Origin of the sequence: Pedobacter zeaxanthinifaciens (assembly GCF_003313335.1) — a bacterium.
GTDB lineage: Bacteria > Bacteroidota > Bacteroidia > Sphingobacteriales > Sphingobacteriaceae > Pedobacter > Pedobacter zeaxanthinifaciens.
In genome coordinates this window covers 24077-45209 of record NZ_QMHP01000002.1, presented here as the reverse complement: position 1 = coordinate 45209, position 21133 = coordinate 24077, and the positions used below count along the sequence as shown (strand labels likewise).

The following is a 21133-nucleotide window of genomic DNA, read 5'->3' as shown; positions in this document are numbered from 1 at the left end:
AAAAATAGCAAAATACGCATCAATATGGAATTATCTCTCAGGCTCTATACGTAACTCTGTGATTAAAAAAGCATTACCACTTTTTTTCATGGTTATGGTCACCCTAAATTTTTCGTTTTTGGTTTGAAGAGAGAGAATAGTTAACCTGTAATTGGGACTATTACTAAGTTTATGGATAATACTTGTTTTAGAGGGGCTGTTTTTAAGAAAGAAATCTTTTAAAATTTGTTCAGCTTGTGCTCTATTGTATACATCTTCTTGGTCAATAATGATTAACTCAATAGAAGGAGCAAAACTTTTTGCGATCTCTTTTGAATTACCCTGTTTGAAGTTTAGAGCTAGTTCATCGGCAATATCGCCTTGCGTAACAGCTTGTGGCTGCAAATGCAGGAACATTACCATGAGCGCAAGTAAAGATTTAAACATCATCCTTTTAAAACTAAAATCAAGTTACAGCTAAAACTATGCCATTTGCTCGCAATTTAATTCAAATAATTGGCTTAGCGGCTTAATTTTGAAGTATATTTGTAAATAATTTTAAATCTGTTACAATAACATCAACAATAAATGGAAGCTAAAAAACTGGTTTTACTTATTCTAGACGGTTGGGGCTATGGCAAAAAAGATAAATCTGATGCTGCTTATGCCGCAAACACCCCATTCTTTGATTCTCTACTTCAAAACTACCCCAATTCAAAATTAGAAGCGTCGGGTGAAGCGGTAGGATTACCTGCGGGTCAAATGGGAAATTCTGAAGTAGGGCACATGAATTTAGGGGCTGGAAGAGTAGTTTACCAAGAATTAGGACGTATCAACAAAGCCATTACTGATAGAACGTTGAACACTAATGCCACTTTGCTAAACGCTTTTGCTTATGCTAAGGCAAACCACAAGCCAGTACATTTTATTGGATTAGTATCTGATGGTGGAGTGCATGCACACATTAACCATTTAATGGCTTTATGTGATGCCGCAAAAGAGAACGGATTACAGGATGTTTTTATTCATGCTTTTTTGGACGGAAGAGATACAGACCCAAACGGAGGATTGAATTATATCCAAACTTTAGATCGGCATTTAGCTACTTCAACTGGTAAAATAGCAACTGTAGTAGGCAGGTATTATGCAATGGATAGAGATAACCGCTGGGAAAGAGTAAGGCTAGCTTATGATGTAATGGTAAATGGCTTGGGAGAAAAATTCAGTACTGCCGAAGCGGCGATACAACACTCCTATGCAGAAGGCGTTACCGATGAGTTTGTAAAACCAATGGTGATTGTGAACGAACAAGGAAATCCTACTGCTACAATTAAGGAAGGTGATGTGGTAATTTGCTTTAACTATCGTACTGATAGAGGTAGGGAAATTACACAGGCCCTTTGCCAAAAAGATTTTCCGGAGCAGTGCATGAAAAAGCTACCGCTGTATTATGTTACCATGACCAGTTACGATGAAAGCTTCGAAAACGTTAATGTGGTATTTACTAAAGATGATTTAAACAATACATTAGGCGAAGTTTTAGCAGCAAACGGCAAAAATCAAATTAGAATTGCCGAAACGGAAAAATATCCACACGTTACTTTCTTTTTTTCGGGAGGCCGCGAAAAGGAATTTGAAAATGAGAAAAGAATTTTAGTTCCATCGCCAAAGGTTGCTACTTATGATTTGCAGCCTGAAATGAGCGCTGCCGGTATCACATCAGCTATTGTGAATGAACTACAGAGCAAATGGCCTGATTTTGTTTGCTTAAATTTCGCAAATCCAGATATGGTTGGGCATACAGGCGTATTTGAAGCGGTAGTTAAAGCAGTTGAAACAGTTGATGCTTGTACTCAAATTGTAGTGGAAACTGGTTTGGCTAACGGCTATTCGTTTATCATACTGGCTGACCATGGAAATGCTGAATTTATGCTAAATGCTGATGGATCAGTAAATACCGCCCACACAACCAACCTGGTACCATGCATTTTAATTGATAAAGACTACAAAACCATAGCTGACGGTAAACTAGGCGATATAGGCCCAACTGTACTTAAAATAATGGGCATCCCAGCTCCTGAAATTATGACAGGAAACTGTTTGGTTTAAAAAACTCAAAAAAGGCACAGGACACTGTAATTGTTTTGTGCCTTTAACCATAGCTATTCCTTTGAATTGCTATCCATAATTTGCTATGAAGAAAACAACTTTAGCGGCTATTGCTTTATTACTATTTTCATGCTCGCAACCTGAGCAACAGGTGAAAAATGGCACCGACGCTACTTATTTTGACCTTGCGGGATATTTTAATGGTGAAGCGAACAGACTACAAGCAGCCAACCCTAGCATACGTAAACAGGTGATGGTAAAAGGAAAAGCTGAAGTTAAAAACACCAAAGTTACGGATTGGAAAACCGAGCTTGCAAGTTTCACCAATGCCGATATTAATAAAACTTCATGGCGTGGAGAATTTTCCATTACCAAAGATGATAGCTTGACCACGTACATAACTGACAACCCTAAAATTCCAGTAAAGAAATTGGAAGTGCTACAAAAATCGGCACAAGTAATTGGTATCAGAATTTTTAAATCCAGCGAAAATGCATTGTACGATGCAGTAGATACACTGATTTATTTTCCAGATAGCATTTATATTATCAAGAATCAGCAAAAAATTAAGTTACTAAACGTTAAAAACTACGAAGTAACCGGCAAATTCAATTGATATATTTACTATTTTAAACTTGCTATCTGCGCTTTCACGTAATCAATCATATTTGATACATCCTTTTTCAAAGGCTGCATAGTTAATATCTTCTGAAAATCGGCCACAGAGTTATTGAACAATGTCAAACATCCCGCTTTATCGGTTTTCTTCTTAATCAAATAAGATTTAAAAATACCGTAATCCTTATAAGCAATTCCCCTGTTCTGTAAAATTTGAACATCTTCTTCCCCACTTATTTCCATCGCTTTGGAAAAATCAGCGATTGCGGCAGTATAAAAACTTTCTCGCATTTGTGCCTGACCTTCTTTAGGCATATTGGCTATGTTTAAACGTGCCTTACCGCGATAGTAATAGGCAGAATAATCAGGTTTAAGTGCAATAAGACGAGTGTAGGCACCAATTGCTCTTTCAAAATCTCCATTTTGGAAATAAGAATAGCCTAGCATTTTAAGCACGTTGGCATTATTAGGATCTTTATTTTCCGCTTTCTCCAACTGAACAACGGCTGTTTTAAAATCGCCTTTCATCCAAGCTTGGGTACCTTGTTTCTCGTAACTGCTTTGCGCAAAAGAGGTTAAACTAAACGATAGTGCGACTAATAATAGATTGGTTTTTGCAAAAAATTTCATGCAGAAATATTTTAAATAAGTTATAAAACTAAAAGTACTGCCTAAAGTTTTTAAACTGTGTAATTTTGTATATGCAATTATATCAATAAACGAGCAATTATCACAATTATGATTTTTGTTAAACAATTTATGACTTTTTAACAGACCTTACCTTAAATTAGGCTTAATAAGTACAATTGTTATTTTTGGCACAAGAGTTGAAACTCTAGTATTTTACTAATGATATTTAATAAGGGTGGCAATGCTGTCATATTGTCGCTAGCCCTACACTAACAAAAAACCGATGAGCAAACAAGATCCGTTTGATTTTATAAATACTTTACCCATAATTAACGAAGACACTGAGTTTTTCCCATTAATGTCGCAACAAGATGAAGACGACATGAACAATGAGGAAACGCCAGAAATACTGTCTATTTTACCTTTGAGAAATACTGTTTTGTTTCCAGGTGTAGTAATTCCAATTACAGTTGGCAGAGATAAATCTATCAAATTAATTAAGGAAGCCTATAAAGGTGACCGAGTAATTGGTGTGGTAGCACAAAAAGATGTATCCATTGAAGATCCAACTTTTGAGCAATTACATAGCGTAGGTACGGTAGCAAATATTATCAAAATGCTGCAAATGCCTGATGGGAATACCACTGTAATTATACAAGGCAAGCAACGTTTCCAACTGGTACAAGAGGTGCAAACCGAACCGTTTATTAAGGCGGTGGTAGCTAAATTTACCGAAACAAAACATAAAAACGACAAAGAGTTTAAAACCCTAGTGGCTGCCATTAAGGAAATGTCGTCGCAAATTATACAGCTATCGCCAAATATTCCAAGCGAAGCAGGTATTGCTTTAAAGAACATTGAAAGTACTTCTTTTCTGATCAACTTCATATCATCCAACATGAATGCAGAAATGGCCGATAAGCAGAAGATGCTTGAAACGGCCAATTTGCGCAAACGTGCCGAAATGGTGATGGATTTGCTTACTAAAGAGCTTCAAATGTTGGAACTCAAAAATCAGATCCAGTCGAAAGTAAGGACAGATTTAGATAAACAGCAACGTGACTACTTTTTAAATCAGCAATTAAAAACCATTCAGGAAGAGCTGGGAAATTCTGCAGATTTAGAATTTGAAGCACTGCAAGCTCGTGCCAAAAAGAAAAAATGGAAGCACGAAATCAGATCTCATTTTGATAAAGAATTAGAAAAATTAGGGAGGATGAACCCTGCGGCGCCAGATTATTCGATACAAATGAATTATTTGGAACTATTGTTGGATTTGCCTTGGAACGAGTTTACTAAAGATAATTTCGATTTAAAAAGAGCACAACGCATTTTAGACAAAGATCACTTCGGTTTAGAAAAAGTAAAGCAACGCATTATTGAGTATTTGGCGGTGCTGAAACTTAAACGCGATATGAAAGCGCCAATTTTGTGCTTAGTTGGCCCTCCGGGAGTAGGAAAAACATCTTTAGGAAAATCTATCGCTAAGGCTTTAAACCGTAAATATGTGCGTATGGCGTTAGGTGGTGTAAGAGACGAAGCGGAAATCCGTGGTCACCGTAAAACTTACATTGGTGCAATGCCAGGCCGTATCATTCAATCTATCAAAAAAGCAGGTGCAGATAATCCAGTTTTTGTATTGGATGAGATTGATAAAGTAGGTTCTGATTTCAGAGGCGATCCTTCATCAGCTTTGCTTGAGGTATTAGATCCGGAACAAAACAATGCTTTTAACGACCATTATGTTGAAGCAGAATACGATTTATCGAATGTGCTTTTTATTGCTACCGCTAACTCGTTGAGTACTATTCAACCAGCCTTATTAGATAGGATGGAAATTATTGAAGTGAACGGATACACCATTGAGGAAAAGATAGAAATTGCGAAAAAATACCTTTTACCTAAACAGAAAGAGGTACATGGATTAGATCATAAGCAAATCACACTTAAAAATTCACTCATCGAAAAAGTGATTGAAGATTACACCAGAGAAAGTGGTGTACGTGGTTTGGAGAAAAAAATAGGTTCGTTAGTTCGTGGAATTGCAACAAAAATAGCCATGGACTTGCCTTATGAACCTACTTTGGATGTTCAGGATGTTGAAAAAATATTAGGCGCTCCAATTTTCGATAAGGATGCTTACGAAGGAAATGAAGTTGCTGGTGTAGTAACGGGCCTAGCATGGACACAAGTTGGTGGCGATATTTTATTTATTGAAGCTAGCTTGAGCCCAGGAAAGGGTAAATTGACTTTGACTGGTAATTTGGGAGATGTGATGAAGGAATCTGCGGTGATTGCATTGGCTTACATTAGAGCACATGCAGCACAGTTCGGGATTGATCATGAGCTTTTCGACAACTACGATATCCATGTTCACGTACCTGCGGGCGCTACTCCAAAAGATGGCCCTTCGGCGGGCATTACCATGTTAACTGCCCTAACTTCAGCATTTACACAGCGCAAGGTAAAACAAAACTTAGCAATGACCGGCGAAATTACCCTACGTGGAAAAGTTTTGCCTGTTGGCGGAATTAAAGAGAAAATTTTAGCAGCGAAACGTGCCAACATTAAAGAAATCATTTTATGTAAATCTAACAGAAAAGATATTCTGGAGATCAAGGAAGATTATATTAAGGACCTGAAGTTCCATTACGTAACTGAAATGCAAGAGGTAATTAACTTAGCGCTGACTAAAGATAAAGTTAAAAATCCTATTGATTTAACGATTAAAACAAAATCTGCTACTATTTAATATGTACAAAAAACTCGTTCTGGCTATTTTTGCCGTTTTAAGTTTGTTTTTCGGTTCTTATGCGCAGGAGTACAAGAACGAGTTTGGTTTTAAAAGCGATAATGATGCCTACCTTTGGTACGGTCAGGATAGGTACTATACCAACGGGCTTTTTATTTACTTCAGACATGCACTTGACCAACAAAAGCTCAAAGGCGAGCTAGAGAAAGTGACTTACGAAATCTCGGCTGGACAAAAGATGTACAATCCTATTTCTGGCTATCGCCCAAACCCCACTACACATGATAGGCCATTTGCCGGTTATTTGTATGGTGGCCTACAAGCGAATTTTTTCTACAAAAAAGAAAGTTTATTTAAAGTAGGCGTGCAGCTTGGAACTATAGGACCGGACGCTTTAGGTGAAGAAGCCCAAGACTTACTGCATAGCATTGTAGGGTTTTATAAAGTACAGGGTTGGGAGTATCAAATTGCGAATGATTTTGCCGCAAATGCTAATTTTCAATACGCTAAACTATTGCATAGAAACGACAATAAAAACGTTGACTTCACATTAGACACCTATGCAAACATAGGCACAACATATAATGCTGCAGGCTTTAGCTTAGTTTTTAGAACAGGTGAATTGAACCAACTTTTTAACTCCGCTCATTACAATGCGAGCATTGGAAATAAAAGCAAAACTGAAAAGTTAAAGAAGAAAGAGCTCTATTTTTATGCTAAACCGCAGCTAAGTTATATCGCCTACGATGCAACTGTGCAAGGTAGCATGTTTAACGACAACAGCCCGGTTACCTTTGGTATAAAACCTCTAGTTTTTTCTCAAACATTAGGCTTCAATTACAGCTCGCCACGTTTCACAATAGATTATAGTTTGATATTTTTATCTAAAGAAATAAAAAGCACGGCAAAAGCGCATCAGTACGGTAGTATATCTATGTATTATAGGTTCAACTAGTAACGGTTTACAAACTTACCTTGATAATCGCTTGACCACCTTTACAATAGGAAACAGCAGTGCAATTCAAAAAGCTTATCCAATAAAACACTCGATTACGGTAATATAACCAAGCAATTCCTTATATTACTGTTTTCAATATTCTCTTATGAAGTTTGCAAGGCACATTCTTTATTTTATGCTTTTTGCGTTATCTATTGTATTGGCTTACAATTTCTGGCCAGAAAAAGAATTATCCAGTGGATTTAAAATTGACTACCTCTTGGTCGAAAAATCGAAAAAAACAATGAAGGCCTACAGTTCAGGTCAATTGATTAAAACTTATCAAGTATCTATTGGAAAAAATCCAAAAGGACACAAAGTTTTTGAAGGAGACAATAAAACACCAGAAGGCATTTATTTTATTAATGATAGAAATCCAAAAAGTGGATACCACAAAAATTTAGGAGTTTCTTACCCAAATGAAACCGATAAAGCAACAGCTAAAAAAATAGGTAAAAGTGCGGGAGGCGATATTAAGATACACGGCTTACCTAACGGTATATTTGGGTTAATCAATAAGTTGCACAGGCTTTTTGGCTCTACTAATGGCTGTATCATGGTAACCAATGCCGAAGTAGACGAACTTTATCAGGCGGTAATTACTAATGCAAAAATTGAGATTAGGCCATAGCATTTAATAAAAACCAACCTCAATACAATCTAGAATCTTCCGAAAAGAATTTATAAACTATTGATACTAAAAAAGGGTTGGAACTTATGTCCTAACCCTTTTTAATTTGTATAGCTTCAGCTTATTTCTTTAGCCTAACAGCCTTATCCGCACAGTATTGTTTAATATAAGTTTTAACAAGTTCCCTTTTACCGGCATCATCTATAAAATCATAAAGCGGCTCTAAACCTTTATCTAAGGGACCAATAAACTTTGCTTTATCTTCAGTAGTGGAAGCCTTCCAATTGTTGATATTCAATATCAGCCTATTATTTACTATTTCTGTTTTTAATTCGCGAAAATTACCGCCAAAAGCGCTATAATAAATCTGCGCTGAAGAATTCGCGTTTAAGTTTTTTAAGTTGGGGTCATCTAAATAACCTGTTATCAAGCCAAATGTTTTTGACATAGCGTAACGAAAGCCCTCAATACTAATCTCCTCCCTGTTCAAAGCGTCGTCTGGAACCACCGCTTGGTAAATTACATCAAATTTTGCCCCAATTTTTACGCCTGTTAGTATATGGGTGCCGTATTTATGAATCAATTCTTGCGCATTTAACGAAGAAATATCCCGCTTAAACTGCGCTGTCAAATAGCTCTTCAGGGCTTCCTGATAAAAAACAGCGTAACGTTTACGAATCATATAATAAGAGTAATAGCCATAAACAAATTTTTTATCGTTAAAAATAGTTTCTGGAAACGATTTAGTGATGGTATTTCCGAAAAGCTTGGATTCTTTAGTTGCTTGAAATGAGTTTGAAAATTTTTCCGCTAAAACTTCTGCATTTTCGGCCTGGAGTGTTGTCCAACTAGTTTCCGTACTTCTCATAATATTGACTCTCGAATCAGCACTTGCATCATATAAGGCGACATCAATCACACTTGCCCTTACCGATCTTTCATCATTAAATCTATCTGTAACATCATAACCATAACCTAAAAAATTAAATTTTTCAGATTCTGGATATAACGGTTCTGACTCTTGAGAATCGCCTTTTACGGTAAGCGCAATATCAGCTGACAAGGCTTCTTCAGGTTTGGATAAATTGGCGTCTGCTTCTTTCTTTTTACAGGAAGCAATCATGGCGATGACAGCCATGAAAATAATTGTCTTTTTCATAGTTATTGTTTTATTTGTGTGTTAAACAAATATAATCTTCGAAACCTTATTATACATATTATTAGCTAAAAAGATTTTAGATAACTATTTTCTATTTTAGAAATCAGAGAACCTTCTATTTTTCTTTTTCTCTGCATTGGCCGCCTTGCTTGCCAGCCTCTTTTCCTTAACAGATTTTGGAACGCAAATATGAATTTTGCCTTTAATGCGTCATTGCGAGGTACGAAGCAATCTTAAAGCGAAAAAATTCTAATAGCCAACAGTTGTAAGATTGCTTCGTACCTCGCAATGACGAAAACACCTCCTAATCAAAACTAGGCTTTCTCCTACCCTCTTTTTTCTCTGCATTGGCCGCTTTGCTTGCTAGCCTTTTTTCCTTAACAGATTTTGGAACTTTAGTTGCCTTTCGGGCTTTCTGAACTTGAAGAGCCGTTTTTAGAAGCGAAACAAGTTTAATAATAGCACGCTGTTTGTTCAACAATTGGCTCCTATCCTCTTGTGAAATTACATGAATCAAACCTTCGCTATCAAGCCTTGTTGAAAGTTTCTCTTTTAAACGCAACTTTTCCTCTTCGGTAAAGAAATACGCGTCATCAATATTAAATATCAATTCAACCTTACTAGAAACCTTATTTACATTTTGACCTCCCTTACCGCCGCTTCTTGAGGTTTTAAAGGTCACCGTTTTTAATAATTCTGATGATTCAGGCAACATACGACAAATGTGGTTTTAATTTCATTAAGTAAATGGAACTGTATTATCTTTGCCAAATATGAGAAAAAATTTGGTAGTGGCTATCGACGGTTACTCGTCGTGTGGGAAAAGCACTTTGGCAAAGGCCTTGGCAAAAAAACTAGGTTTTATTTACATAGATAGTGGCGCTATGTACCGAGCCGTTACCCTTTATTTTTTAAGAAACCAAATTGATTTGACAAATCATGACGCCGTGATTGATGCGTTAAATCACATTGAGCTTAATTTCCATTCGAGAGATTACCAATCACACATTACATTAAATGGCGAGGAAGTTTCAGACGAAATTAGACTGATGCCCGTTTCGGAGGCAGTTAGTCCGGTTTCCGCTATCAAAGAAGTGCGCAAGGAAATGGTAAAACAACAGCAGCGGATGGGAAAATCTAAAAACATCGTAATGGATGGCCGTGATATTGGCACTGCCGTATTCCCGGATTCACAGGTGAAATTTTTCATGACTGCCGATCCTAAAATTAGAGCGGAAAGAAGGTTTAAAGAAATGCAAGCTAAAGGTGATGAAACCGTTACCTTGGAAGAGGTATTCGAAAATTTAGCACACCGCGATTATGCGGATACTACCAGGGAGGAAAGTCCGCTTACACGTGCCGATGATGCTATAGTACTGGACAATACCGATATCACAGAAGAAGAACAATTGGCTTTTGCTTTAGAGAAAGTGCAATCATTTTTACCCGTGACAGCTTAGTTTATTAGCTCATTTTATACTATCTTTCCAATTGAATTTATAGTATGAAAAAGCTTTTAACTTTACTCCTATTAACAAGCTCATTTTACGGATTTGCGCAAAATGGCTGGATCAATCTTTTCAATGGCAAAGATTTAAAAGATTGGAACATTAAAATTGCTCAACATAGTTACCAAGAGAATTTCGGTAACACATTCTACGTAAAGGATGGTTTACTGAAGGTGAAGTACGATGAATATGCTAGTTTCGATAAGCAATATGGACACATCTTTTACAAAAAGCCTTTTTCATCTTATTTGTTAAGGATTGAATATCGTTTTGTTGGCGAGCAGGCCAAAGGTGGTGAAGGTTGGGCGTTGAGAAATAGCGGGGCCATGCTCCATTGCCAAGACCCAGCTACGATGTTAAAGGATCAGGATTTTCCTATTTCAATAGAAGGCCAATTACTTGGAGGCAATGGAAAAGATGAGCGACCTACCGGCAATGTTTGCACACCTGGAACAACTATAGAAATTAAAGAAAACTTATTTACGCCACATTGCTTAAACAGCAGCTCTAAAACTTATCACGGAGAGCAATGGGTTACAGCGGAATTTTTAGTACTAGGAGATTCGGTGATTAAACATATTATTAATGGTGATACTGTTTTAACTTACACCCATCCTAAAATTGGCGGTGGCAATGTTTCCAATTTCGACCCGAAGATAAAAGAAGATGGGAAACGCTTAACTAGCGGATACATCGCATTGCAAAGCGAAAGCCATCCTATTGAATTTAGAGTTGTGAAACTTTTTGATTTACAACCTTATGTTGGCGATAAAAAGAGATTAGGTAAAGTTTTGGAGCGGTTGAGGAAACAGTAATCTATATCGAAAAATTGCAATTTAAACTTTCAATCTTAACTAGACAGTTTTATAAAAGATTGACAAAGTGGATACACCACTCTTTGCGTTCTTCGAGAAAAATTTAAAAAACTTGGCGGCAAAAAATTAACCGCAAAGAAAATAAAGACCACGCTAAGGCCGCAAAGGAAATAGACTTCATGAAAAATACAGGTTGTGTTTTGCAAAAATTTAGGTTGATTAAACCCGATAGAAGCGAATCCCGTTTTTTATCGGGATAAAGCGGATAGCGGGGCTGATGTTGCGATATGACACAAACGTTCTTTTCCAAAAAAAATAAATTTACGACAACTATAGTCAGTTTAAAAGATCATATCTGACAATACATCTCTTGCAAGCTTAGAATGACAAATCGCATATGTAAAGGCACACAGATAAAAACTGCCAAACTAAATTTCAACCCATTAAATATCAGCAACATTTATTTTAAAATAGTTTTGTTTTTTTAATATAATCCGTACCTTTGCCGTCCCTAAACAGGGAAAAAGGAGATAATTAATTAATGGCAAAAAAACAAGTTGCAGAAAAAGAACTAAAGGCTAAAGAAGCCGAATTGCAAGGTGCAGACGCCCGTTTGAACCAAAAAGAAACTATCGAGTCAGAAGCTGATTCGGTATCGATCGAACAGATCAAATCACAATTAGCAACCCCTTCAGCAGATTTTGATTGGGACGCAGATGACAAAGTTTTCGGAAATTACAACGACGAGGACCGTAAAAAGTTCGAAGCAATGTATTCTGATACTTTCAACCAAATCAACCAAGGTGAGATCATCTCTGGCACGGTTGTATCAATGAACAACAAAGATGTAGTATTAAACGTAGGTTTCAAATCTGACGGTTTAGTATCAGCTTCTGAGTTCCGTGATCTTCCTGATTTGAAAATTGGCGATAAAGTGGACGTGTTTGTAGAAGCACCTGAAGATGCTAATGGCCAGTTAATTTTATCTCGTAAGAGAGCAAAAACCCAACGTTCTTGGGAGCTTATCAACGAAGCGCTTGATAACGATACAATCATCAACGGTTTTGTTAAGAGCCGTACTAAAGGTGGTCTTATTGTTGATATCATGGGTGTTGAGGCGTTCTTACCTGGTTCTCAAATCGACATCAAACCAATCCGTGATTACGACGTTTACGTAGGTAAAACTATGGAATTCAAAGTGGTTAAAATTAACCATGAGTTCAAAAACGTGGTAGTATCTCACAAAGTATTGATTGAGGACGATTTAGAATCACAAAAAGTAGAAATCGTTTCTAAATTAGAAAAAGGACAAGTACTTGAAGGTACTGTTAAAAATATCACTGATTTCGGTGTATTCATCGATCTTGGTGGCGTAGATGGTTTATTGCACATCACTGATATTTCTTGGGGCCGCATAGAGCATCCGAAAGAAGTGTTAGCTTTAGACCAAAAAATCAATGTGGTTGTTTTAGACTTTGACGATGAGAAAAAACGTATCGCTTTAGGCTTGAAACAATTAACTGCTCACCCTTGGGAAAACCTAGATGCAGCTATCCAAGTTGGATCTAAAGTAAAAGGTAAAATTGTAACTGTTGCAGATTACGGTGCATTCCTTGAAATCATCCCTGGTGTTGAAGGTTTAATCCACGTTTCAGAAATGAGCTGGTCGCAAAACTTGCGTTCACCTCAAGAGTTCTTGAAAGTTGGTGACGAAATCGAAGCTGAAGTTTTAACTTTAGACCGCGATGAGCGCAAAATGAGCTTGGGTATCAAACAATTGACTCAAGATCCATGGCAAAATGTTGCTGAGAAATATCCAGTTGGAAGCAAACACCAGGCTGTTGTTAAAAACATGACTAACTTCGGTGTATTTGTTGAAATTGAAGAAGGAATTGATGGATTGATCCACATTTCTGATCTTTCTTGGAGCAAAAAAGTTAACCACCCTAACGAGTTTACCAAAGTTGGTGATACTTTAGATGTAGTTGTTTTAGAACTTGATGTTGACAACCGCAAATTATCTTTAGGTCACAAACAACTGGAAGAAAACCCTTGGGATACTTTCGAAACTATCTTCACTTTAGATTCAATTCACCAAGGTACGGTAATCAAAGTAACTGACAAAGGTGCTGTAATTGCATTACCTTACGGCGTTGAAGGTTTTGTTCCTACAAAACATATGGCTAAAGAAGATGGTACTACTTTGAAAGCTGAAGAAACAGCTGATTTCAAAATCATCGAGTTTAACAAAGATGCTAAACGTATCGTAGTTTCACACGCTCGTATTTGGGAAGAAGCTAAAGCCGAAGCTGCTAACGAGGAAAAAGCTACTAAGAAAAAAGAAGCTAAAGCCGCTAGCAATGCAGTGAAAAAAGTGAAAGATTCAGTAGAGAAATCAACATTAGGTGATCTTGATGTGTTAGCTCAATTGAAATCTCAAATGGAAAGCAACGAGAAAAAAGGTTAATCCTTTATCTCCATCCAAATAATTAAATCCCGATAACGCAAGTTATCGGGATTTTTTGTTTATTATAGTTTCGTCGATTGCTGTAATTTTGATTAACCATATAAGGCATTTAAGTTCGTTGAAGTTTTGCCCTGCCTAGTACTCATTACAAAATAGATATTATAGATTGCTGTAATTTTGATTACCATATAAGGCATGTAAGTTCGTTGAAGTTTTGCTTTGCCTAATACTCATTACGAAGTAGATATTATAGATTGCTACAGTTTTTTGACTACCATATAAGGCATGTAAGTTCGTTGAAGTTTTCCCATATGGAATGAGAGTTCCCATTTAATTCTTCATTAAGAAGGAAATTTTCTATCGACTGTCGTAGTTTTTTTAGATTTCTATTATAGATGCTTACCGAATTCCTAAACTTACTTTTGCTTATATGTATTATATGGTTAAAATAATACTACTGAAAATTGAAAGCTAACGGTAACTGGTAAAGCGCAAAAAACAGCATAAAAACTCAAAAACATTCAATCATATTGTTGTGGGATAGCAAATAAGTCTTATTTTTGATTATGAAAAAACTGGTATTGCTTGCTTTAATAAGCGTGAGCACTTTCTCCTTAAATGCTCAGGTAAACATCATCCCCAAACCTGTAGCTGCAACTGCAGGCAGTAACAACGCGGTATTTACTATTAGCACAGAAACTAAAATCGTCATCCAAAACGATTCACTTCAAAACGCAGCAGTTTATTTCAACAGGTATTTAGAACAATATCTACAATACAAACTTACCATCACCAAAAACGCAGCGATAAAAAACTATATCAAACTTAGTGTAAATCCAAATATTAACGAACATGCCGATGCCTATACCTTAAATACTTCCCAAAATGGCATCACTATAGTCGGCAAATCAGCAAAGGCGGTGTTTTATGGCATCCAATCGTTGATACAACTACTCCCTTCCGAAAAAGCTAAGACGCTACCGGTTGCCGAAGTAACCATAACCGATTATCCTCGCTTCGACTACCGCGGCATGCATTTGGATGTAAGTCGCCACTTTTTTGATGTAGCTTTTATAAAGCAATACATTGACTATTTGGCGCTGCATAAAATGAATTATTTCCATTGGCATTTAACTGATGACCACGGCTGGAGGATTGAAATCAAAAAATATCCTAAACTGACTGAAATTGGTGCTTGGCGAAATGGAAGCATCGTTGGTTTGTGGCCAGGAAAAGGTAATGAGAACATCAAATATCAAGTATTGCCTAACGATGTAAAAATAACACCTGCTGACGCCACCATAAAAACCGACGGCATGCGACATGGAGGTTTTTACACACAAGATGAAGTTAGGGAGGTTATCAAATATGCGGCTGATCGATACATTACCGTCATCCCAGAAATTGAAATGCCAGCACATAGCATGGCAGCATTGGCAGCTTACCCAGAACTTGGTACCGACCCAAAAAGTGGCTACAAAGTTGCCGAAACTTGGGGGATGATGAACAAGTACAATAACGTTTTCCAACCAACTGACAAAACCTTCTCATTTTTGGAGGATGTACTTACCGAAGTAATGAATCTTTTCCCGTCTAAATATGTACATATTGGTGGTGATGAAGCTTCTAAAATTTGGTGGAAAAAATCTGCTGAAACTCAGCAAATCATGAAAGAAAAAGGGATTAAAGATGAAGTTGCCTTACAAAGTTATTTCATTAACCGCATCGAAAAATTTGTAAACAGTAAAGGGAAAATCATTATTGGCTGGGATGAAATATTAGACGGTGGTTTAGCTCCAAATGCAGTTGTAATGAGCTGGCGTGGCGAAAAAGGTGGTATTGCAGCGGCTAAGGTAAAGCAAAAGGTAGTGATGTCGCCAGAGGAAAAACTATACTTAAACCACAAGCAGTTTATGAACGATGACAGTTTGGCGGCTAACAAATATCTCCCGCTGGAAACCGTTTACAATTATGAGCCTGTACCAGCAGAACTAAATGCCGAACAAGCCAAATACATTTGGGGCGCACAAGGTAATTTATGGTCGGAGTATATTGCCAATCCAGCTAAAGTACAGTACATGATTTTCCCACGTATGGACGCCTTAAGTGAAATTCAATGGTCGCAAAAGGGACAAAAAAATTATGCTGACTTTTTAATGAGGTTGAAAGCTCAGTTTAAACGTTATGATTTAATGGGAATTACTTACAGCAATCGATATTTAACCGCAAACCCCTAATTACGTTATTAATTAGATAGCCACAGATGCACAGATTTCTCCAAAGGTTTGTAGTAGCATCTGTGGTTATTTAAAACTATGCTAACCTCACTATGCCTTGTGATTGAAAAGCACCTGGTGTGATGCCTACAATCTTCTTAAAAGCCCTGATGAAATAGTTCGCATCACTAAAGCCTAGTTCGTAGCTTATAGCTGATATTTTCATTCCAGGTTTAAGCAACATTTCTTTTGCTCTCTTCATTTTCTCTGCCAAAATAAAATCATTTGGACTAATGCCAAGTTCCCTTTTAAATAACCGATAAAAAGTAGCCTTGCTCATACAAGCCTTATTGCTTAAACTATCTATAGTGATTTTTTCATTGAGGTTGTTTTTGATGTAGCCAATAACATAAGCAAGTGGATTATTATTGATCGAATCGCCTTGCAGCAGGTTCAGGTTTTGAGTTTGCATAATGCGAACCAATAATTCTTTCAGCGTCAAATCGGCCAGTACATCTTTTTCTCTAGAAGTATCAGAGCAAACCTTTATAACTTTATTGATCAAGTATGCGATTTCTTCGTTGTTGTAAAAATGATACTCATCGTAATTCAACTTCCACTCGTCATCATTGCTTTCTTTAGGAAAATACTCGTTCAAGTACTTAATGGTCTGTCTGATTTGCCCATTATCAATGGCCAAAGCAATGCATTGCGTAGGGTTCATATCCGTTGCTTCAGGAAAATCAATACGCATCGTTTCCGACGGTGGTACGATTACGGTTTCACCAGGCAAATACTCAAACTCCTTCTTTTCGTTCAAGTGCATTACCTTTTTACCACGCAACATGCTTGTAATCACAAAATCATTAAAAGTCAAAGGCACTTTGTAAGATTCCTTGTAGGTTTCAAATACGCTCAGTTCACATCTTTCTAAAGTATAAGATGTCCTATTTTCTACCAGCGTTTGCAGTTTCGATTCGCTGCTAAGCTTTACTAAATCAAGTTTATAGCTCATATTCGTAGGTTTTGGTTAATAACGTAACGTACAAGACTATTGTTAAGTAAATATAGTATTATTTCAAATCTATTACATTGCTTGAAACAATAGTGCTATCAGTTGAAACTATTTTACTATTCCTTTCCTCTAGAGCTTCATAGGTTTGTTATAACCAAATTTTTAAATCATGGAACAAATAGCAAAAAGACCTGAGTTTAAAACTCATTACAACAACTATATCAACGGCCAATTTGTAGCGCCGGTAAATGGAAAGTACTTTGACAATATTTCACCAATTGATGGTAAGCCTTTTACCAAAGCAGCACATTCCAGTCCGGAAGACCTAGAGTTAGCCGTGAATGCCGCAGCAGAGGCATTTAAAACCTGGAGCAAAACATCTGCCACAGAGCGTAGTATTATCCTCAACAAAATTGCACAGCGTATGGAGGATAACTTGGAGTATCTCGCCACAGTAGAAACCATCGATAATGGAAAAGCAATCCGCGAAACACTCCATGCGGATTTACCCCTAGGTGTTGATCACTTCAGGTATTTCGCATCCGTAATTAGAGCTGAAGAGGGTTCTCATACCGAGCTTGATGAGCACACCGTTTCACTAATTGTTCACGAACCAATTGGTGTGGTAGCGCAAATTATCCCTTGGAATTTCCCTCTGTTAATGGGCATTTGGAAATTAGCCCCTGCCCTAGCCGCCGGCAATACAGTAGTGTTAAAACCAGCCGAAAGCACACCTACTTCTATCATGGTACTGATGGAACTTATTGGCGATTTACTGCCAGCTGGCGTAGTTAATGTAGTCAACGGATTTGGAGCAGAATTGGGTAGGCACCTAGTAACCAATCCAAAAGTAGCGAAGGCCGCTTTTACTGGTTCAACGCCAACTGGACGATTAGTGATGCAGTATGCCACGGAAAATATAATTCCCGTAACCTTGGAACTTGGAGGAAAATCACCTAACATCTTCTTTAAATCGGTAATGGACGCCGACGACGCTTTTTTAGACAAAGCTATTGAAGGTGCCGTACTATTTGCACTAAACCAAGGTGAAATTTGCACTTGTCCATCTAGGCTATTGGTGCAGGAAGATATTTACGATCAATTTATTGCCAAGGTAATTGAGCGAACAAATGCCATTAAAGTTGGTAGTCCATTAGACCAAACTGTGATGATGGGTGCGCAGGCTTCAAAAATCCAGTTTGAGAAAATCAAATCTTACATTGAACTGGGCAAACAAGAAGGTGCGGAAGTGTTGGCCGGAGGCGAAGTAAATCAATTGGAAGGCGAGCTAAGTGGCGGTTATTACATTAAACCAACCATCTTTAAAGGCCACAACAAAATGCGCATTTTCCAAGAGGAAATTTTTGGTCCGGTATTGGCCGTAACCACTTTTAAAACGGTGGAAGAGGCAATTGAAATAGCTAACGACACCTTATACGGATTGGGTGCTGGCGTTTGGACGAGAGATGCACACGAACTTTACCAAGTGCCTAGGGCAATTCAGGCGGGACGTGTTTGGGTTAACCAGTATCATGCGTACCCTGCGGGTGCTCCTTTTGGTGGCTACAAGCAATCAGGCGTGGGCCGAGAAAACCATAAAATGATGTTGGGTCATTATCGCCAAACTAAAAATATGTTAATCTCGTACAATAAAAACAAATTGGGCTTCTTTTAACAACTAAGTTTGGAGATTGCTTCGTCATACTTCCTCGCAATGACGCTTCATATATCGTTATTGCGAGCTTTACAAAGCAATCTCTCTAGAAAAACAAAAGGAGGCTGAAATGGTAAAAAGATTAGATAGCACTGAAAGTGCAAAACAACTGATCAAACAGTTGAAGGAACAGCATGGTGAATTAATGTTTTACCAAGCCGGTGGATGCTGCGAAGGCACACAACCGCAATGCTTCCATAAAGGCGGTTTTTATGTACGGATGAACGATGTTTGCATTGGCACTATTGAAGATTGTGAATTTTGGGTAGATAAGGATTTATTTGAATATTGGAAGTATGCCCATTTTACGCTTGATGTTTTAGATGGATTTGGCGTTGGCGGGTTTTCACTAGAAACGCCAATCGGCAAAACTTTTAAAATCCATTATCGGTTATTTTCCCAAACGGAATTAGCCAATTTGGAACCAGTTACCGTTGCAAAATAATTCTTAGTTTATATTTTGGTTTGATTTACCAGCAGGCTTACGGCTTGCTGGTTTTTTATTAAACTTTGCTAGCTTTTCAGTTAAAAATGCAATATTTGAGCTTTCAAATGGATCACCATGACACGTAAGCTCATTGCATTGTTAGTTAGCATTATTGCCATTTGGGCAATTAAAGAAACGGTTTATATTTTCACCACCACCGATGTGGATATTGCCGCCAAGCGAGATCAATTGAAATTAGCCAGTTTAAGTATCAGCATTCCGTTAACGGTAATTGCCATTTGGCTTTGGCGCCCAAAACCTAAGGCAAATAACGATCAAGCTTAGGAACATTTCCACGCTGCCGATATTTTTCAATCCAAAAACCTGCTTTTCAAATCTGGTGTAGGCACCCAACAGCTTTCCTGCTTACCAAACCACTTGTACCTATTACGAGCTACAAAGTTGTAAACGGCATCTCTAACAAATGGTGGAACAACAATAAAAATATAAAGTAACCGCCAAAGTCCACTCAATTTTTTGGCTACCCGCAAAGCCGCAGTAGATTGTTCGTAAACCTTTCCATCTTCAACCAGCACAAAGCTATCTCCTCTTTTTGCCTTTAATACAAAGCCTGATAACTGCTCCTGAGCAAACTCACTTTGTAGCGCTGCAAACTTAAAATACTGCCTTCTATCGTGCTTAATTACAAATTGCACCGTGCTGTTGCACAAATTACAAACGCCATCAAAAAATATAACCGACTGACTTGACATTGCGTACAAATTAAAGAAAGTAATTGATTAAATGCACCAAAGTTTCGGTGTTATGTTTTTTATTTTAAACTTTGATTTTAACGGTCCTTTAATAACATTTTTCACTCTAAATAGCTAAACTACTCACATGAACAATAAATACACTTACGTTAACGGGCAACTTTTCTTAGAAAACGAAGCTAAATTACTGGTAAGCGACCTAGCTGTACAGCGTGGTTACGGTATTTTCGATTTTTTGAAAACTGTAAATGGTAAGGCTATTTTTATTGAAGATTATTTTAATAGGTTCTACAATTCGGCCAGGGAAATGAATTTAGAAATTGAATTGGACCGAAACGAGCTATATAAGGCTGTAAATTCACTATTGGAGAAAAACAACATCCCCAATTCAGGTTTAAAAATTATACTTACCGGTGGTTACTCTGAAGATGGTTACCAAATAGCTAAACCCAACTTGGTAATTGTACAAACGGCCTTTGAGTATGATAGCTATAGTTTCAGCAAAGGCTTGCGTTTACTTTCACACAACTATCAGCGGCAGCTTCCAAGTGTAAAAACCATTGATTATTTACAAGCCATACGCTTACAGCCCATTTTAAAACTAAAACAGGCCGATGATTTGATTTATCATCATAACGGACAAGTGAGGGAATGTCCAAGAGCTAATATTTTTATGGTGAAGAACGGTGAAGTTATCACCCCAAAAACCGATATTTTAAGAGGAATAACACGCAGCAAAACATTGTCAATTGCTTTGGAAGGCGTTACCGTTTTGGAAAGGGATTTTTCGTTGGACGATTTGATTAACGCTGACGAAGCATTTATTACCAGTTCAACCAAAAATGTGCTGCCGGTAATCAATTTGGATGGCAAACCGATAGGAAATGGAAAGCCCGGAAAAATTACTACAGCTTTGAATGAGCAGCTGTTGACAATGATTAATAATTATTAGAAATCAAGGCTTGAGCTGCTAGCTACGTTAGTCCCGCCAACCGCTTTACTTCTCCCAATTTCATTGGGCTACGTGCTCGCTTATGTCGGGTTTAGGTGGCTAGTGCTGTGCACAGGTTTAAGTTAAATAAACCCGATAGCAGCGGAAATACTTTTTGTTCTTATGCCTTTTGTCATCCCGAGCTTCGAGAGACCTATGTTACATACCGCTTTGACTTAATATTTTTCACTGCCAAAAACAAAAAGATTGCAGCGTATAGCGGGGCTGATAAGAATTTGAGCAGGCCAATGCTTTTCCAAATTATAAACGAAAGAAACATTTACTTTCTGACGGTTTGGCTTGACAGTTAAACAGTTAAACAGTTAACGAAT

Annotated in this window: 19 protein-coding genes; 13 read left to right on the top strand and 6 right to left on the bottom strand. The window is 37.5% G+C overall.

What is annotated here, in order from left to right:
• Positions 1-30: 30 nt before the first annotated feature.
• On the bottom strand, positions 31-429 hold the full coding sequence (locus tag DUT68_RS02745) for a DUF4783 domain-containing protein (protein ID WP_113635553.1): 399 nt from the start codon (positions 427-429) through the stop codon (positions 31-33).
• Positions 430-567: 138 nt separating this feature from the next.
• On the opposite strand from DUT68_RS02745, the gene gpmI reads away from it, so the two are divergent.
• Both gpmI and DUT68_RS02735 read left to right on the top strand, forming a co-directional pair.
• Positions 568-2088 (top strand): 2,3-bisphosphoglycerate-independent phosphoglycerate mutase, encoded by a 1521-nt coding sequence (gene gpmI / locus DUT68_RS02740; RefSeq protein ID WP_113635551.1) that lies wholly within the window; start codon positions 568-570, stop codon positions 2086-2088.
• A gap of 85 nt (positions 2089-2173) precedes the next feature.
• Positions 2174-2704 carry a hypothetical protein gene (locus DUT68_RS02735; protein ID WP_113635549.1) on the top strand — a complete coding sequence of 177 codons (531 nt, stop codon included), beginning with the start codon at positions 2174-2176 and terminating at the stop codon, positions 2702-2704.
• A gap of 8 nt (positions 2705-2712) precedes the next feature.
• Here the strand turns inward: DUT68_RS02735 and DUT68_RS02730 are convergent, their stop codons facing one another.
• Entirely contained in the window at positions 2713-3336 is a 624-nt protein-coding gene (locus DUT68_RS02730) for a tetratricopeptide repeat protein (RefSeq protein ID WP_113635547.1), read from the bottom strand.
• A 283-nt stretch (positions 3337-3619) separates the two neighbouring features.
• On the opposite strand from DUT68_RS02730, the gene lon reads away from it, so the two are divergent.
• The 3 genes from lon (at position 3620) to DUT68_RS02715 (ending at position 7716) form a co-directional block, all read left to right on the top strand.
• Positions 3620-6088 carry an endopeptidase La gene (lon, locus tag DUT68_RS02725; protein WP_113635545.1) on the top strand — a complete coding sequence of 823 codons (2469 nt, stop codon included), beginning with the start codon at positions 3620-3622 and terminating at the stop codon, positions 6086-6088.
• 1 nt (position 6089) lies between these two features.
• Positions 6090-7043 (top strand): lipid A deacylase LpxR family protein, encoded by a 954-nt coding sequence (locus DUT68_RS02720; RefSeq protein ID WP_113635543.1) that lies wholly within the window; start codon positions 6090-6092, stop codon positions 7041-7043.
• 148 nt (positions 7044-7191) lie between these two features.
• Positions 7192-7716 carry a L,D-transpeptidase family protein gene (locus DUT68_RS02715; protein ID WP_113635542.1) on the top strand — a complete coding sequence of 175 codons (525 nt, stop codon included), beginning with the start codon at positions 7192-7194 and terminating at the stop codon, positions 7714-7716.
• 121 nt (positions 7717-7837) lie between these two features.
• On the opposite strand, the gene DUT68_RS02710 is transcribed toward DUT68_RS02715, so the two are convergent.
• Together DUT68_RS02710 and arfB are read right to left on the bottom strand one after the other, a co-directional pair.
• Positions 7838-8875 carry an MAC/perforin domain-containing protein gene (locus DUT68_RS02710; RefSeq protein WP_113635541.1) on the bottom strand — a complete coding sequence of 346 codons (1038 nt, stop codon included), beginning with the start codon at positions 8873-8875 and terminating at the stop codon, positions 7838-7840.
• A 304-nt stretch (positions 8876-9179) separates the two neighbouring features.
• Complete coding sequence (gene arfB / locus DUT68_RS02705) at positions 9180-9590, bottom strand: alternative ribosome rescue aminoacyl-tRNA hydrolase ArfB (protein WP_113635540.1); 411 nt, start codon at positions 9588-9590, stop codon at positions 9180-9182.
• Between the two features lie 58 nt (positions 9591-9648).
• Here arfB and cmk point away from each other — a divergent pair, with 58 nt between their 5' ends.
• The 4 genes from cmk (at position 9649) to DUT68_RS02685 (ending at position 15902) form a co-directional block, all read left to right on the top strand.
• A complete protein-coding gene (cmk, locus tag DUT68_RS02700; protein ID WP_113635538.1) occupies positions 9649-10335 on the top strand; it encodes a (d)CMP kinase in 687 nt (228 codons plus the stop codon).
• A gap of 44 nt (positions 10336-10379) precedes the next feature.
• Positions 10380-11198, top strand: a complete 819-nt coding sequence (locus tag DUT68_RS02695; RefSeq protein ID WP_113635536.1) for a 3-keto-disaccharide hydrolase — start codon at positions 10380-10382, stop codon at positions 11196-11198.
• Positions 11199-11739: 541 nt separating this feature from the next.
• On the top strand, positions 11740-13665 hold the full coding sequence (rpsA, locus tag DUT68_RS02690; RefSeq protein WP_113635535.1) for a 30S ribosomal protein S1: 1926 nt from the start codon (positions 11740-11742) through the stop codon (positions 13663-13665).
• Between the two features lie 566 nt (positions 13666-14231).
• Positions 14232-15902, top strand: coding sequence for a beta-N-acetylhexosaminidase (locus DUT68_RS02685; RefSeq protein WP_113635533.1), 1671 nt, complete (start codon positions 14232-14234; stop codon positions 15900-15902).
• A 76-nt stretch (positions 15903-15978) separates the two neighbouring features.
• Here DUT68_RS02685 and DUT68_RS02680 read toward each other — a convergent pair whose 3' ends face one another.
• Positions 15979-16896, bottom strand: coding sequence for an AraC family transcriptional regulator (locus tag DUT68_RS02680; RefSeq protein WP_113635531.1), 918 nt, complete (start codon positions 16894-16896; stop codon positions 15979-15981).
• A gap of 169 nt (positions 16897-17065) precedes the next feature.
• Between DUT68_RS02680 and DUT68_RS02675 the strand changes: the two genes are divergently transcribed.
• The 3 genes from DUT68_RS02675 (at position 17066) to DUT68_RS02665 (ending at position 19382) form a co-directional block, all read left to right on the top strand.
• Positions 17066-18571: an aldehyde dehydrogenase family protein gene (locus DUT68_RS02675; protein ID WP_113635529.1), complete on the top strand. Its 1506-nt coding sequence runs from the start codon at positions 17066-17068 to the stop codon at positions 18569-18571.
• A 109-nt stretch (positions 18572-18680) separates the two neighbouring features.
• Positions 18681-19055, top strand: a complete 375-nt coding sequence (locus DUT68_RS02670) for a DUF779 domain-containing protein (protein ID WP_113635527.1) — start codon at positions 18681-18683, stop codon at positions 19053-19055.
• Positions 19056-19172: 117 nt separating this feature from the next.
• On the top strand, positions 19173-19382 hold the full coding sequence (locus DUT68_RS02665; RefSeq protein ID WP_113635525.1) for a hypothetical protein: 210 nt from the start codon (positions 19173-19175) through the stop codon (positions 19380-19382).
• A gap of 26 nt (positions 19383-19408) precedes the next feature.
• On the opposite strand, the gene DUT68_RS02660 is transcribed toward DUT68_RS02665, so the two are convergent.
• Positions 19409-19810, bottom strand: coding sequence for a thiol-disulfide oxidoreductase DCC family protein (locus DUT68_RS02660; protein ID WP_113635523.1), 402 nt, complete (start codon positions 19808-19810; stop codon positions 19409-19411).
• A gap of 127 nt (positions 19811-19937) precedes the next feature.
• On the opposite strand from DUT68_RS02660, the gene DUT68_RS02655 reads away from it, so the two are divergent.
• Positions 19938-20762: an aminotransferase class IV gene (locus DUT68_RS02655; RefSeq protein WP_113635521.1), complete on the top strand. Its 825-nt coding sequence runs from the start codon at positions 19938-19940 to the stop codon at positions 20760-20762.
• The last annotated feature ends 371 nt before the right edge of the window (positions 20763-21133 follow it).